The organism is Citrobacter sp. CK202, from assembly GCF_030333225.1.
GTDB classification, from domain to species: Bacteria; Pseudomonadota; Gammaproteobacteria; order Enterobacterales; family Enterobacteriaceae; genus Citrobacter_B; species Citrobacter_B koseri.
On sequence record NZ_JAOWGI010000020.1, the window covers coordinates 285,179 to 300,036 of the forward strand.

A 14,858-nucleotide genomic window follows, 5' to 3' on the forward strand; every position below is an offset into this window, starting at 1 on the left:
CCAGCCTCATTTGTAAGGAGTTTATTGCGTTTATTTATCTTTCCAGTGCACTTTGGCGTCTTTGATAAAGGAGAGCGTTACCATGATGTTGACGAAGAACAGCGGGCATCCTCCGGCGATAATCGCGGTTTGAATGGGTTTTAACCCGCCGAGCGCTAACAGGACGATGCCGATAACGCCAACCAGCACCGACCAGCCGATACGTACCAGCAGCGGCGGCTCTTCACCGTCGCGCACTTCGCGGCAGGTGGACATGGCCAGCGTGTAGGAGCAGGCGTTAATCAGCGTGACGGTAGCGATAAAGCAGAGGATGAAGAATCCCCACATCGTAGCCGTGCTGAATGGCAGTGCGGCCCAAGTTTCGATGATGGCGCGCGCCACGCCGTGCTGTTCGATCAGTTGTGGAATATTGAGGATATTTTTATCCATCAGCAGCAGGGTGTTGCTGCCAAGAACGGTCCACAGAATCCAGGTGGAGGCGGTCAGGCCGAGCACCATCCCAAAGCACAGTTCGCGCACGGTACGGCCGCGGGAAATACGCGCGAGGAAGATACTCATCTGGATGGCATAAATGACCCACCATGCCCAGTAGAAAACGGTCCAACCCTGCGGGAAGCCGCCTTTGCCGATCGCATCGGTGTAGAACAACATGCGTGGCAGATACATCAACAGCATACCGACGGAATCGGTGAAGTAGTTCATGATGAAGCTGGCGCCGCTGACGATAAACACCCAGCCGAGCATCAGGAAGCTGAGATAGCTACGCACGTCACTGGCGATTTTCACCCCTTTTTGCAGGCCGCAGGCCACGCAAATGGCGTTCAGAACGATCCAGCAGGTAATGATGATGGCGTCCAGTTCCAGCGTATGAGGGATGCCGAACAGATACTGCATACACTCTGTCACCAGCGGCGTCGCCAGACCGAGGCTGGTGCCCATCGCGAAGATCAGCGCCACCAGATAGAAGTTATCGACAATAGTACCGAATAACCCTTTCGCGTGTTTCTCGCCCACTAAAGGCACCAGCGTGGAGCTGGGACGAATCACGTCCATTTTGCGAACAAAAAAGAAGTAGGCGAACGCGACGGAGAGGAAGCTGTAAGTCGCCCACGGTAACGGCCCCCAGTGAAACAGGCTGTAGGCGAGGCCGATCTCTTTGGCGCCGTTGGAGCCAGGTGCCAGAGCAAAGGGCGGCGTCGAGATGTAATAATAAATTTCGATTGAGCCCCAGAACAGCACGGCGGCGGAAGTGCAGGAGGCGAACATCATGAAAATCCAGCTGGCGGTGCTGAATTCCGGCGGTTCATCACCTAATCTTTTTTTAGCGTAAGGGCCGAAGACCAGCCAGAACCAGCCAAAAAGCATCACCACCATGTACCATTCAAATGCCCAACCCCAGATATTTGTGACATAACTGAAGACGGCATTAATAACAATATTCGCAGCGTCGAGATCTCTGACGGTTAGCCAACAAAGTATCCCTACAATTATTAACGGCGGGAAAAAAACCTTAGGTTCAATCCCGGACTTTCTCTTTTCATTTTTCATGAGTCAATTCCAGTGTCAAAACGAAATTTATGTTACGTTCCCGTTTGTTATATTTTGTTTATTTTTCTTAGTAATAATCTGATGACAGTTAGACCTCAGAGTCGCTTTGGCGAGTAACTCATAATGGGTATTCATTTTGCGGTAATCCGTTATGTTGATCACACTTTTTTGTCTGGTATTTTTGACCCTTATTTTCAAATAAAATCAATGTAAAACAATTGGATGTGTTGCATTTTGGTCGAATTGTGCGCATCTCTCATTCAATATTGGTGATCCATCAAACAATATTGAAATTTTTTATGTTCTACGGGGGCTGTTCAATATTAGTGAGGTGCTTAACAATATTGAAAGTTGTAAATATCAGCGTGTGACATTTTCAATATTGGTGATTAAAGTTTTATTTCCGAATTAAAGAGCGTGATATCTGTATTTAACACCGCCGATATGGATGACGTTTCCTTCATGATTTCTGGAGATGCAATGAAGATAATTACTTGTTACAAGTGCGTGCCTGATGAACAGGATATTGCGATCAATAATGCCGATGGTTCATTAGATATCAGCAAAGCGGATGCCAAAATCAGTCAGTACGATCTGAATGCGATTGAAGCTGCCTGCCAGTTAAAGCAGCAGACAAGCGATGCCCAGGTGATTGCCATGAGCGTAGGCGGCAAGGCGCTGACCAACGCCAAAGGGCGTAAAGATGTGCTTTCCCGTGGGCCAGATGAACTGGTCGTGGTGATAGACGAGCAGTTTGAACAGGCTTTGCCGCAACGCACCGCCGCAGCGCTTGCCGCCGCCGCGCAAAAATCGGGCTTTGATCTGATCGTTTGCGGCGACGGTTCCTCCGACCTTTATGCCCAGCAGGTCAGCCTGCTGGTGGGTGAAACGCTGAACATTCCGGCCATCAACGGCGTGAGCAAAATCCTCTCCCTGACGGAAAGTGCGCTTACCGTTGAGCGTGAACTGGAAGATGAAATTGAAACCCTGAGTATTCCCCTGCCTGCGGTGGTGGCGGTCTCCACAGACATTAACGCTCCGCAGATCCCGTCGATGAAAGCGATTCTGGGCGCGGCAAAAAAACCGGTGCAGGTCTGGTCTGCGGCGGATATTGGTTTCAGTGCGCCAGACGCGTACTCCGTCCAGAAGGTCGCCGCACCGAAACAACGCGAGCGTCAGCGCATCGTTATTGAAGGCGATGGTGAAGAGCAGATCGCCGCGTTCGCCGAACATCTGCGCAAAATCATTTAATTACCGGGGGATATTATGAACACGTTTTCTCATGTCTGGGTATTCAGCGATACCCCTTCTCGTCTGCCGGAACTGATGAGCGGCGCACTGGCTTCAGGCGAGCAGATTCATGCGTTTGTGCAGCACGACGCCGAGGGCGAGACGGCACGCCAGCTGGGGGCGAATCACATCTGGCATTTACGCGGTAAACCGGACGACTGCATGGTGGAAGATTACGCCGGGGTGATGGCGCAGACGATTCACCAGCAGAGGGATTCGGGTCTGGTGCTGCTGCCTAATACCCGCCGTGGCAAACTGCTGGCGGCAAAGCTGGGATTTCGTCTCGCGGCGGCCGTCTCTAACGACGCCAGTGCGGTAACGCAGCAGGAGGGCCATGCGACCGTCCGGCATATGGTCTACGGCGGGCTGGCGATTGGCGAAGAGACCATCACATCACCGTATGCGGTGATCACCGTCGGCAGCGGCACGTTCGAGGCGCAACAGGCGGACGCGTCCCGCCACGGCGAGTCGCATGACGTGCAGTGGCAGTCGCCAGATGTCGTCGTAACGCGCACCGCAACGCAGGCGCGCCAGAGCAACACGGTCGATCTTGATAAAGCGCGACTGGTGGTTAGCGTTGGGCGCGGCATCGGCAGCAAAGAGAATATCTCGCTGGCCCAGGCGCTGTGTCAGGCCATTGGCGCGGAACTGGCGTGTTCTCGTCCGGTGGCGGAAAACGAAAAATGGATGGAGCACGAGCGTTATGTCGGCATCTCCAACCTGATGCTTAAACCAGAGCTTTACCTCGCGGTGGGCATTTCCGGGCAGATCCAGCACATGGTGGGCGCGAACGGTTCACAAACCATCTGCGCCATCAACAAAGATAAAAATGCGCCGATATTTCAATACGCTGATTACGGCATTGTCGGCGATGTGATGAAGATTCTGCCTGCGCTTACGAGCGCTTTAGCACGCTGATCCACTCGGGCAGGGCTTGTGGGTATCGGCCCTGCCGCTGACAGGTAAATCTGGAGTTCTTATGTCCGAAGATATCTTTGATGCCATCATCGTGGGGGCCGGGCTGGCGGGTTCCGTCGCGGCGCTGGTGCTCGCCCGCGAAGGGGCACAGGTGCTGGTTATTGAGCGCGGCAATTCCGCTGGCGCGAAGAATGTCACCGGCGGGCGCATCTACGCGCACAGTCTGGAGCGCATTATCCCCGGTTTTGCTGAACATGCCCCGGTTGAACGCGTGATCACCCATGAAAAACTCGCTTTTATGACCGAAAAAGGGGCGATGGCGGTGGATTACGTCAATGGCGAGGATGCCGCGCCTTCGCAGGTCTCTTATTCCGTATTGCGCAGTAAATTTGACGCCTGGCTGATGGAACAGGCTGAAGAGGCGGGCGCGCAGCTGATAACCGGCATCCGCGTGGATAATCTTGTTCAGCGCGACGGCAAAGTGGTGGGCGTTGAGGCGGATGGCGACGTTATTGAAGCGAAAACGGTCATTCTCGCTGATGGCGTGAACTCGCTGTTGGCGGAAAAACTGGGAATGGCGAAACGTGTAGATGCCGCCCATGTCGCGGTAGGCGTAAAAGAGTTAATTGAGTTGCCTGAATCGGTCATTGTGGATCGCTTCGGATTACAGGGAAATGAAGGCGCAGCCTGTCTGTTTGCCGGTTCTCCGACCGATGGTCTGATGGGCGGCGGCTTCCTCTATACCAATAAAACGACCCTCTCTTTGGGGCTGGTTTGCGGTCTGCATCATCTGAAAGAGGCGAAAAAGTCGGTTCCACAAATGCTGGAAGATTTTAAACAGCATCCGGCGGTGGCGCCGCTGATTGCGGGCGGAAAACTGCTGGAGTACGCCGCGCACGTCGTCCCGGAAGCGGGAATGAATATGCAGCCGGAGCTGGTGGGCGACGGCGTGCTGATTGCCGGTGACGCCGCCGGTATGTGTATGAACCTCGGTTTTACGATTCGCGGTATGGACCTGGCCGTCGCGGCAGGGGAAGCGGCGGCGAAGACCGTACTTTCGGCCATGCAGAGCAACGATTTCAGCCGACAGGGGCTGGCGGAATATCAACAGCATCTCGACAACGGGCCGATGCGGGATATGCGTATGTACCAGCGCTTACCGGCGTTTCTGGACAACCCGCGTATGTTCACGCGCTACCCTGAAATGGCGGTGGGCATTGCCCGCGATCTGTTTACCGTCGATGGCAGCGCTCCCGTCCCTGTGCGTAAAAAAATCCTGCGCCACGCGAAGAAAGTGGGCTTCATCAACCTGATGAAGGATGGCATCAAAGGAGTGACCGTATTATGACTTCTCCCGTCAATGTGGACGTCAAACTGGGCGTCAATAAATTCAATGTGGATGAAGACAATCCGCACATCATCCTGAAAACCGAACCGGATAAGCAGGCGCTGGAGGTGCTGATCAAGGCGTGTCCGGCCGGGTTGTATAAAAAGCAGGACGACGGCAGCGTGCGCTTTGATTACGCCGGGTGCCTGGAGTGCGGCACCTGTCGAATTCTCGGGTTGGGGACGGCGCTGGAGAAATGGGAATACCCGCGCGGCACCTTTGGCGTGGAATTTCGCTACGGCTGAGGTTGATGCCGGATGGCGTCGCTGACGCGTCTTATCCGGCCTACAAAATACGTGATTCGTAGGCCTGATAAGCGTAGCGCCATCAGGTATCAAGTGAAAACAAAACAGGACGCGGCTATGCAGCAGCCCAGGAACTTTGACGACATTAAATTTTCCTCCATTCACCGTAGAATTATGCTGTGGGGAAGCGGCGGGCCGTTCCTGGACGGTTACGTACTGGTCATGATTGGCGTGGCGCTGGAGCAGCTCACGCCTGCGCTGAAGCTGGATGCGCAGTGGCTGGGGTTACTGGGGGCAGGCACGCTGGCCGGGTTGTTTGTCGGTACGTCGCTGTTCGGCTATATCTCAGACAAAGTGGGGCGACGTAAAATGTTCCTCATCGATATCATCGCCATTGGGGTGATATCGGTAGCGACGATGTTTGTCTCATCGCCGATGGAGTTGCTTGTCATGCGCGTGCTGATTGGGGTGGTGATTGGCGCGGATTATCCTATCGCCACCTCGATGATCACCGAGTTTTCCAACACCCGCCAGCGCGCCTTCTCGATCAGTTTTATTGCCGCGATGTGGTACGTCGGCGCCACCTGCGCCGATCTGGTCGGCTACTGGTTGTACGATGTGGCGGGCGGATGGCGCTGGATGCTGGGGAGCGCGGCAATTCCCTGCATTATGATCCTGATCGGGCGCTTCGATCTTCCCGAATCACCGCGCTGGCTGTTGCGTAAGGGGCGGGTGAAAGAGTGCGAGGAGATGATGATTAAACTGTTTGGCGAGCCGGTGGCGTTCGATGAAGAACCGCCCCAGAAGACGCGCTTCTTACAGCTGTTTAATCGCCGTCACTTCCCGTTTGTTTTGTTTGTCGCCGCCATCTGGACCTGCCAGGTCATCCCGATGTTCGCCATCTATACCTTTGGCCCGCAGATTGTCGGCCTGCTGGGGCTGGGCGTCGGGAAAAGCGCGGCGCTGGGCAATGTGGTGATCAGTTTGTTCTTTATGCTGGGCTGCATTCCGCCGATGTACTGGCTGAACAGCATAGGGCGACGGCCATTGCTGATCGGCAGCTTTGTCATGATGACGCTGGCGCTGGCTGTGCTGGGGCTGATCCCAGAAATGGGGATCTGGCTGGTGGTTGCGGCCTTTGCGGTGTACGCCTTTTTCTCCGGCGGCCCGGGGAACCTTCAGTGGCTCTACCCGAATGAGCTGTTCCCGACGGATATTCGCGCGTCTGCCGTGGGCGTCATTATGTCCCTGAGTCGAATTGGCACCATCCTTTCAACGTGGGCGCTGCCGATCTTCATCACCAGATATGGGATCAGCTACGTCATGCTGATGGGGGCGGGAATTTCACTTATCGGTCTGCTTATTTCCATCGCTTTTGCGCCGGAGACGCGTGGACTGACGCTTGCCCAGACGAGCAGTATGACGATTCGCAACAAGCCTCTGTGCTAGGGGATATCTTCAGAGTGTTCTGTATTTTCTTTTAAGGTCAGTCAGTTAGTCTATAGTTAATGGGTATACCACTGAAAATGACTGAAAAGCAGGGAGAACACCATGCAAAAACAACTTCTTATTGCGTCTCTTTTTGCCGCTGCGACGGTATTTACCGTAGCGGGCTGTTCATCAAACCAGGCCATAAAAACCACCGACGGCAAGACGATCGTCACTGATGGTAAACCACAGGTCGATGATGATACCGGACTGGTGTCCTACAAAAACGCAGAAACCGGTAAAACGGAACAGATCAACCGCGATCAGGTGAAGAACATGAGCGAACTGGATAATTAATTCAGTTTTATCCATTTAGCTGCTCAATAATATTCACTATTAGCCTGTTAAATTACTGACTACACTCTGTGGTAAAACAGAGATGTAAAATAACAGGCTACTTCATGATCCTCATTATTTATGCCCATCCGTATCCGCAGCACTCGCATGCGAATAAACGGATGCTGGAACAGGCAAGGACGCTGGATGGCGTCGAAATTCGTTCGCTCTATCAACTTTACCCTGACTTCAATATTGATGTTGCCGCCGAACAGCAGGCGCTGGCGCGCGCGCGTCTTATCATCTGGCAGCATCCAATGCAGTGGTACAGCGTTCCCCCTTTACTCAAACTCTGGATGGACAAAGTCCTCGCGCATGGCTGGGCCTACGGGCATGGCGGCACGGCGCTCCGGGGCAAAGATCTGATGTGGGCCGTGACGACCGGCGGAGGCGAAAGCCACTTCGCTATTGGTGCCTATCCGGGCTTTGACGTGCTCTCGCAGCCGTTACAGGCTACCGCGCTCTATTGTGGGCTCAACTGGCTGCCGCCTTTTGCGATGCACTGTACGTTTGTCTGTGATGACGAAACGCTCCAGGCGCAGGCGCGCCACTATAAGCAACGTTTGCTGGCGTGGCAGGAGGCAAATCATGGATAGCCATACGCTGATACAGGCGCTGATTTACCTGGGGTCGGCCGCGCTGATTGTGCCGATTGCCGTCCGGCTGGGCTTAGGGTCGGTGCTGGGCTACCTCATTGCCGGGTGTATTATCGGCCCGTGGGGGCTGCGTCTGGTGACGGACGCTGAAGCTATTCTTCATTTCGCCGAAATTGGCGTGGTGCTGATGCTGTTTGTGATTGGGCTGGAGCTGGACCCGCAGCGTTTGTGGAAATTGCGTGCGTCGGTTTTTGGCGGCGGCGCGTTGCAGATGGTGGTATGCGGTGGGTTGATTGGCCTGTTCTGTATGTTCCTCGGTCTGCGCTGGCAGGTGGCGGAGCTGATCGGCATGACGCTGGCGCTCTCTTCCACGGCGATTGCGATGCAGGCGATGGATGAGCGTAACCTGACCGTCTCGCAAATGGGCCGTAGCACATTCGCCGTGCTGCTGTTTCAGGATATTGCCGCTATTCCACTGGTGGCGATGATCCCCTTACTGGCCGCCAGCAGCGCCTCAACGACGCTGGGCGTCTTTGCGCTGTCTGCGTTAAAAGTGGCGGGAGCGCTGGCGCTGGTGGTGCTGTTAGGGCGCTATGTCACGCGCCCGGCGTTGCGTTTTGTCGCGCGTTCCGGTTTGCGTGAAGTGTTCAGCGCCGTGGCCCTGTTTCTGGTCTTTGGCTTCGGCTTGCTGCTGGAAGAAGTGGGGCTGTCAATGGCGATGGGGGCGTTTCTGGCGGGCGTGTTGCTGGCAAGCTCGGAATACCGGCATGCGCTGGAAAGCGACATAGAGCCATTTAAAGGGCTGCTGCTGGGGCTGTTCTTTATCGGCGTCGGCATGTCTATCGACTTTGGCACGCTGATCGATAATCCGTTACGCATTCTTATCCTGCTGGTCGGTTTCCTGGTAATTAAAACGGTAATGCTGTGGCTGGTCGCCAGGCCGCTACGGGTGCCGAATAAGCAACGTCTCTGGTTTGCCGTATTATTAGGACAGGGGAGTGAGTTTGCCTTTGTGGTATTCGGCGCGGCGCAAATGGCCAGTGTACTCGACCCGGAATGGGCGAAGGCGTTGACGCTCACCGTTGCGCTCTCAATGGCGGCGACGCCCATTTTTCTGGTGCTCCTGAGCCGTCTGGAAAAATCCGCAATCGGTGAAGCGCGTGAAGCGGATGAGATCGATGCGGAGCAACCGCGCGTGATTATCGCCGGATTTGGCCGTTTTGGGCAGATTACGGGGCGTTTGCTGCTGTCGAGCGGGGTAAAAATGGTGGTTCTCGACCATGACCCGGATCATATTGAAACGCTGCGCAAATTTGGCATGAAGGTCTTTTACGGTGACGCGACGCGCATGGATCTGCTGGAGTCTGCCGGTGCGGCGAAAGCGGAAGTGCTGATCAACGCGATTGACGATCCGCAAACCAGTTTACAACTGACAGAAATGGTAAAAGCCCATTTCCCCGACCTGCAAATTATTGCCCGCGCCCGCGATGTCGATCACTACATTCGTTTGCGACAGGCCGGTGTTGAGATGCCGGAGCGTGAAACGTTTGAAGGCGCGTTAAAAACAGGGCGTCAGGCGCTGGAGAAATTAGGGCTGGGACGCTACGAGGCGCGCGAGCGTGCCGATCTGTTCCGTCGTTTTAATACGCAGATGGTGGAAGAGATGGCGAAAGGGGAAAACGATCCAACGTCCCGCGCGGCTGTCTATAAACGCACCAGCGCTATGTTGAGCGAGATTATTACTGAAGACCGTGAACATTTATCGTTAATTCAACGCCACGGCTGGCAAGGCACGGATGAAGGTAAACATACGGGTGATGCAGCTGATGAGCCGGAAGTGAAACCGTCATCGTAGGCCAGGTAAGGCGTTTATGCCGTCATCCGGCAATTTGCCCGGTGGCGCTGCGCTTACCGGGCCTACAAACCATCGTAGGCCGGATGGCGCGTCTGATTGCCTGATGGCGGCCTGCGAGCTGACACCGCTTTAAATAAGTCGGGTTGCCAGCAGAACGGAAAATTTTCGTGCTATTCCTCTTTTCGTTAGTCGACGAAAGATTGCTCTTTCCGTATAGTGGCGACAATTTTTTGTATCCAGGAAATATTCAATGATCAGTCTGATTGCGGCGTTAGCGGTAGATCGCGTTATCGGCATGGAAAACGCCATGCCGTGGAACCTGCCTGCCGATCTCGCCTGGTTTAAACGTAACACCTTAAACAAGCCTGTGGTTATGGGGCGCCATACCTGGGAATCCATCGGGCGACCGCTGCCAGGGCGTAAAAACATCGTCATCAGCAGCCAGCCTGGCACTGACGATCGCGTGCAGTGGGTGAAATCGGTCGATGAAGCGATTGCCGCCTGCGGCGATGCGCCAGAGATTATGGTGATTGGCGGCGGACGCGTGTACGAACAGTTCTTGCCGAAAGCGCAGAAACTGTATCTGACGCATATTGATGCCGAAGTGGAAGGGGACACCCATTTCCCGGACTACGAACCGGATGACTGGGAATCGGTCTTCAGCGAGTTCCACGACGCCGATGAGCAGAATTCTCACAGCTACTGCTTCGAGATTCTGGAACGTCGTTAATCCGGCATGTTGTAATGCGGATTTGTAGGCCTGATAAGCGAAGCGCCATCAGGCAATAATGTGGCGTGAATGCCGGATAGCGGCGTAAATGCCTTATCCGGCCTACAAAATAACGCTCAGGCGTTTACCGCCTCGCCTTTGCCTGAATCAAGATGACGATTCGACGGCTGCACGAAGTAGCGCTTATCTTCCCAACGCAGGCAGGTTAAATCCCCGCCCCAGCAGCAGCCGGTATCCAGACCATAAATGCCTTCCGGCGTCCCTTTACCTTCCAGCGACGCCCAGTGACCAAAGACAATGCTGTATGCTTCGCTAACCGGTCCCGGAATGGCGAACCAGGGTTTCAGCGGCGCAGGGGCGTTTTCCGGCGACTCTTTGCTGTACATATCCAGTTGGCCGTTCGGGAAACAGTAACGCATACGGGTGAAGGCATTCGTGATAAAACGCAGCCGCGCCAGACCCGTTAGCTCCGGCGTCCAGTTGTTCGGCATATCGCCGTACATCGCGTCGAGGAAAAAGGGGTAGGAGTCGCTCGACAGCACGGCTTCAACATCGCGCGCGCAGTCTTTCGCTGTCTGTAAATCCCACTGCGGCGTAATGCCCGCATGCGCCATCACCAGCTTCTTCTCTTCGTCTACCTGCAACAGCGGCTGACGGCGCAGCCAGTTGAGCAGTTCGTCGGCGTCTGGCGCTTCCAGCAGCGGAGTCAGCCTGTCTTTCGGCTTATTGCGGCTAATGCCCGCAAAGACGGCCAACAGATGTAAATCGTGATTGCCAAGCACCAGACGCACGCAGTCGCCCAGTGATTTCACGTAGCGGAGCACTTCCAGAGAACCAGGGCCGCGAGCGACCAGATCGCCGGTAAGCCACAGGGCATCTGAACCGGGGGTAAATTCCACCTGGTGTAACAATGCGATCAGTTCGTCGTAGCAACCGTGAACGTCGCCAATGAGGTATGTTGCCATTGCTTTAGTTTTAATGAATAAGTGTTGGAACGGCGAGTCGGAACACGGGAATATCGATAGTAAAGGCGACGCCTTTTTCATCGATCATTTCGTAGTGACCCTGCATGGTGCCCAGCGGCGTTTCAATAACGGCGCCGCTGGTGTACTGGTACTCTTCTCCGGGCGCGATGTGCGGCTGCACGCCAACCACACCTTCGCCCTGTACTTCGGTTTCGCGGCCATGACCATTGGTTATCAGCCAATAACGCCCCAACAACTGCACTGGCGCTCGCCCCAAATTGCGGATGGTTACCGTGTATGCGAATACGTAACGTTCATCATCAGGTGAAGATTGCGCTTCAATGTAGACGCTCTGAACCTGAATACACACTCGGGGCGAATTGATCATGCTTAACTCTCCTTCGAAGGCGCGTTTTCTGACAGATAGTTCGCCATCTGGCAATATTGCGCGACAGAGATATTTTCCGCTCGCAATGCCGGGTCAATGCCCAGTTCCGTCAGCACCTCGACGCTGAACAGATTGCCGAGGCTGTTGCGAATCGTTTTACGACGCTGGTTAAACGCCTCGGTGGTGATGCGGCTCAACACGCGTATGTCTTTCACCGGATACGGCATCGTCGTGTGAGGCACCAGACGCACAACGGCGGAATCGACTTTAGGCGGCGGCGTGAAGGCGGATGGTGGCACTTCCAGCACCGGGATCACCTGGCAATAATATTGCGCCATGACGCTTAATCGACCATACGCCTTACTGTTCGGCCCTGCAACCAGACGATTGACCACTTCTTTTTGCAACATAAAGTGCATGTCGGCAATGGCATCAGTATAGCTAAAGAGGTGGAACATCAACGGGGTGGAGATGTTGTAGGGCAAGTTGCCGAATACGCGCAGCGGCTGACCTATCTTCTCAGACAGCTCACCGAAGTTCATGGTCATGGCATCTTGCTGATAAATCGTCAGTTTCGGCCCCAAAAACGGGTGCGTTTGCAGACGCGCGGCCAGATCGCGGTCAAGTTCGATCACCGTGAGCTGGTCCAGACGTTCGCCGACAGGCTCCGTCAGCGCCGCCAGACCGGGGCCGATTTCGACCATTGCCTGACCCTTTTGCGGGTTAATGGCGGAGACAATACTGTCGATCACAAACTGATCGTTGAGAAAGTTTTGCCCGAAGCGTTTACGGGCTAAGTGGCCCTGATGGACTCGATTATTCATTGGGTATTAACAATCATTTTGATGGCGAGATTAAGCGCCGTAATAAAACTGCCGACATCCGCTTGCCCCCGACCCGCCAGTTCAAGCGCGGTGCCGTGGTCTACGGATGTTCGAATAAAAGGCAGGCCCAGCGTGATATTCACGCCGCGACCAAATCCCTGGTATTTTAGCACGGGGAGACCCTGATCGTGGTACATCGCCAGCACGGCATCGGCATGATCGAGATATTTAGGCTGGAAAAGCGTGTCGGCGGGCAAAGGGCCGCTTAAGCGCATCCCCTGAGCGCGCAGATCATCCAGTACCGGAACGATCGTGTCGATCTCTTCGGTTCCCATATGGCCGCCTTCACCCGCATGCGGATTTAGCCCGCACACCAGAATATGCGGATTGGCAAGGCCGAATTTCGTGCGTAAATCATGATGCAGAATGCCGATCACCTCATGCAGCAAAGCGGGGGTAATGGCGTCGGCAACCGCTCTTAACGGCAGGTGCGTTGTCGCCAGCGCGACCCGCAGCTCCTCGGTGGCCAGCATCATCACCACTTTCTTCGCCTGCGAACGCGCTTCAAAAAACTCCGTGTGTCCGGTAAACGGTACGCCAGCGTCATTGATGACGCCTTTGTGAACCGGACCGGTGATCAGCGCCGCAAATTCCCCTTGCAGACAACCGTCGCAGGCGCGCGCCAGCGTATCCACCACATACTGCCCATTCTCAACGCTGAGTTGACCTGGGGTGACAGGAGCGCGAAGCGCTGTCGGCAACAGGGTCAGCGTGCCGGCGGATTGCGGTTTTACAGGGTGATTTGGCGAGTAGGGAAGAAGCGAGAGGGGCAAACCGAGCAACGCGGCCCGGTCGGTTAACAGACGGGCATCTGCGCAGACGACGAGTTCGACCGGCCACTCACGCTGTGCGAGCTGAACGACTAAGTCAGGACCAATCCCGGCGGGTTCGCCGGGAGTGATAACAACGCGTTGAACAGTAGCCATTAATTGCTCAGGATTTTGACGTAAGCGCTGGCGCGTTGTTCCTGCATCCAGGTCGCCGCTTCTTCCGAGAACTTACGGTTCATCAGCATACGGTAAGCTCTGTCTTTCTGCGCCGCGTCGGTTTTATCAACGTTACGCGTATCCAGCAGTTCGATCAGGTGCCAGCCAAATGAGGAGTGCACCGGGGCGCTCATCTGGCCTTTGTTGAGGCGGGTCAGCGCGTCGCGGAAGGCAGGATCGAAAATATCCGCTGCCGCCCAGCCCAGATCTCCGCCCTGGTTGGCAGAACCTGGGTCCTGTGAAAACTCTTTCGCTGCGGCAGCAAAGGTCGTTTTGCCGCTCTTAATGTCTGCTGCGATCTCTTCCAGTTTCAGGCGCGCCTGTTGATCGGTCATGATCGGCGAGGGTTTCAGCAGAATATGGCGGGCATGAACTTCAGTGACGGAGATGCTCTGGCTCTGGCCACGCAGATCGTTCACTTTCAGAATGTGGAAGCCAACGCCGGAACGAATCGGGCCAACGATGTCGCCTTTTTTCGCCGTGCTCAGCGCCTGCGCGAAAATGCCCGGCAGCTCCTGAATACGTCCCCAGCCCATCTGGCCGCCTTTCAGCGCCTGTTGGTCGGCGGAGTAGGTGATCGCCAGTTTGCCGAAATCACTGCCGTTACGCGCTTCATCAACAATCGAACGCGCCTGGGCTTCCGCTTCGCTTACCTGATCCGACGTCGGGTTTTCCGGCAGCGGGATCAGAATGTGGCTCAGGTTCAGCTCTGTGCTGGCATCGTTCTGGTTACCGACCTGTTGGGCCAGCGCATCCACTTCCTGCGGCAGGATGGTGACGCGACGGCGCACTTCGTTGTTACGCACTTCGGAGATGATCATCTCTTTGCGGATCTGGCTACGGTAGGTCGAGTAGCTCAGACCATCGTAAGCCAGACGGCTGCGCATCTGGTCCAGCGTCATGTTGTTCTGTTTAGCGATATTGGCGATAGCCTGATCCAGCTGTTCATCAGAGATTTTCACCCCCATCTTCTGACCCATCTGGAGAACGATTTGATCCATGATCAAACGTTCCAGGATCTGATGACGTAGCGTGGCATCATCAGGAAGCTGCTGACCAGCCTGACCCGCATTAAGTTTTACTGATTGCATTAAGCCATCAACGTCGCTTTCCAGCACGACGCCGTTATTGACGACGGCTGCGACTTTATCGACCACCTGCGGGGCAGCGAAACTGGTATTCGCGATCATGGCGATACCGAGAAGCAGCGTTTTCCAGTTCTTCATACTTTTTCCATTTCAA

General features: G+C 55.0%; 15 protein-coding genes. 9 read left to right on the plus strand and 6 right to left on the minus strand.

The genetic code is table 11. From position 1 onward, the window contains the following. Positions 1-30: 30 nt before the first annotated feature. On the minus strand, positions 31-1,548 hold the full coding sequence (caiT, locus tag OGX84_RS04940) for an L-carnitine/gamma-butyrobetaine antiporter (protein WP_012134129.1): 1,518 nt from the start codon (positions 1,546-1,548) through the stop codon (positions 31-33). A 480-nt stretch (positions 1,549-2,028) separates the two neighbouring features. Between caiT and OGX84_RS04945 the strand changes: the two genes are divergently transcribed. The 9 genes from OGX84_RS04945 to folA all read left to right on the plus strand — a co-directional run bounded on the left by OGX84_RS04945 (position 2,029) and on the right by folA (position 10,393). After that, positions 2,029-2,799: an electron transfer flavoprotein FixA gene (locus tag OGX84_RS04945; protein WP_024130717.1), complete on the plus strand. Its 771-nt coding sequence runs from the start codon at positions 2,029-2,031 to the stop codon at positions 2,797-2,799. Positions 2,800-2,814: 15 nt separating this feature from the next. After that, entirely contained in the window at positions 2,815-3,756 is a 942-nt protein-coding gene (locus OGX84_RS04950; RefSeq protein ID WP_286457504.1) for an electron transfer flavoprotein subunit alpha/FixB family protein, read from the plus strand. A gap of 61 nt (positions 3,757-3,817) precedes the next feature. Beyond that, a complete protein-coding gene (locus OGX84_RS04955) occupies positions 3,818-5,104 on the plus strand; it encodes an FAD-dependent oxidoreductase (RefSeq protein ID WP_110494690.1) in 1,287 nt (428 codons plus the stop codon). Beyond that, positions 5,101-5,388 carry a ferredoxin-like protein FixX gene (gene fixX / locus OGX84_RS04960; protein ID WP_012134124.1) on the plus strand — a complete coding sequence of 96 codons (288 nt, stop codon included), beginning with the start codon at positions 5,101-5,103 and terminating at the stop codon, positions 5,386-5,388. The genes OGX84_RS04955 and fixX overlap by 4 nt, the downstream gene beginning before the upstream one ends. A 117-nt stretch (positions 5,389-5,505) precedes the next feature. Further along, the gene (locus tag OGX84_RS04965) at positions 5,506-6,837 is read left to right on the plus strand and encodes an MFS transporter (RefSeq protein WP_058669147.1); all 1,332 of its coding nucleotides are present in this window, start codon (positions 5,506-5,508) and stop codon (positions 6,835-6,837) included. A 102-nt stretch (positions 6,838-6,939) separates the two neighbouring features. Next, positions 6,940-7,173, plus strand: coding sequence for a YgdI/YgdR family lipoprotein (locus tag OGX84_RS04970; RefSeq protein ID WP_012134122.1), 234 nt, complete (start codon positions 6,940-6,942; stop codon positions 7,171-7,173). Between the two features lie 104 nt (positions 7,174-7,277). Continuing rightward, positions 7,278-7,808, plus strand: a complete 531-nt coding sequence (kefF, locus tag OGX84_RS04975) for a glutathione-regulated potassium-efflux system oxidoreductase KefF (RefSeq protein WP_047458991.1) — start codon at positions 7,278-7,280, stop codon at positions 7,806-7,808. Beyond that, a complete protein-coding gene (kefC, locus tag OGX84_RS04980; RefSeq protein WP_275166247.1) occupies positions 7,801-9,663 on the plus strand; it encodes a glutathione-regulated potassium-efflux system protein KefC in 1,863 nt (620 codons plus the stop codon). The genes kefF and kefC overlap by 8 nt, the downstream gene beginning before the upstream one ends. A 250-nt stretch (positions 9,664-9,913) precedes the next feature. After that, positions 9,914-10,393 carry a type 3 dihydrofolate reductase gene (gene folA / locus OGX84_RS04985; protein WP_012134119.1) on the plus strand — a complete coding sequence of 160 codons (480 nt, stop codon included), beginning with the start codon at positions 9,914-9,916 and terminating at the stop codon, positions 10,391-10,393. A gap of 116 nt (positions 10,394-10,509) precedes the next feature. On the opposite strand, the gene apaH is transcribed toward folA, so the two are convergent. The 5 genes from apaH to surA are packed head-to-tail and all read right to left on the minus strand — an operon-like array spanning position 10,510 to position 14,842. After that, positions 10,510-11,358 carry a bis(5'-nucleosyl)-tetraphosphatase (symmetrical) ApaH gene (apaH, locus tag OGX84_RS04990; protein WP_047458985.1) on the minus strand — a complete coding sequence of 283 codons (849 nt, stop codon included), beginning with the start codon at positions 11,356-11,358 and terminating at the stop codon, positions 10,510-10,512. A 10-nt stretch (positions 11,359-11,368) separates the two neighbouring features. Then, positions 11,369-11,746, minus strand: a complete 378-nt coding sequence (gene apaG, locus OGX84_RS04995) for a Co2+/Mg2+ efflux facilitator ApaG/CorD (protein WP_012134116.1) — start codon at positions 11,744-11,746, stop codon at positions 11,369-11,371. Between the two features lie 2 nt (positions 11,747-11,748). Then, positions 11,749-12,570, minus strand: a complete 822-nt coding sequence (rsmA, locus tag OGX84_RS05000; RefSeq protein ID WP_012134115.1) for a 16S rRNA (adenine(1518)-N(6)/adenine(1519)-N(6))-dimethyltransferase RsmA — start codon at positions 12,568-12,570, stop codon at positions 11,749-11,751. Continuing rightward, positions 12,567-13,556, minus strand: coding sequence for a 4-hydroxythreonine-4-phosphate dehydrogenase PdxA (gene pdxA, locus OGX84_RS05005; RefSeq protein WP_112001192.1), 990 nt, complete (start codon positions 13,554-13,556; stop codon positions 12,567-12,569). Before pdxA ends, rsmA begins: the two co-directional genes overlap by 4 nt. Continuing rightward, positions 13,556-14,842 carry a peptidylprolyl isomerase SurA gene (gene surA / locus OGX84_RS05010; RefSeq protein ID WP_047458976.1) on the minus strand — a complete coding sequence of 429 codons (1,287 nt, stop codon included), beginning with the start codon at positions 14,840-14,842 and terminating at the stop codon, positions 13,556-13,558. The genes pdxA and surA overlap by 1 nt, the downstream gene beginning before the upstream one ends. Positions 14,843-14,858: the final 16 nt, after the last annotated feature.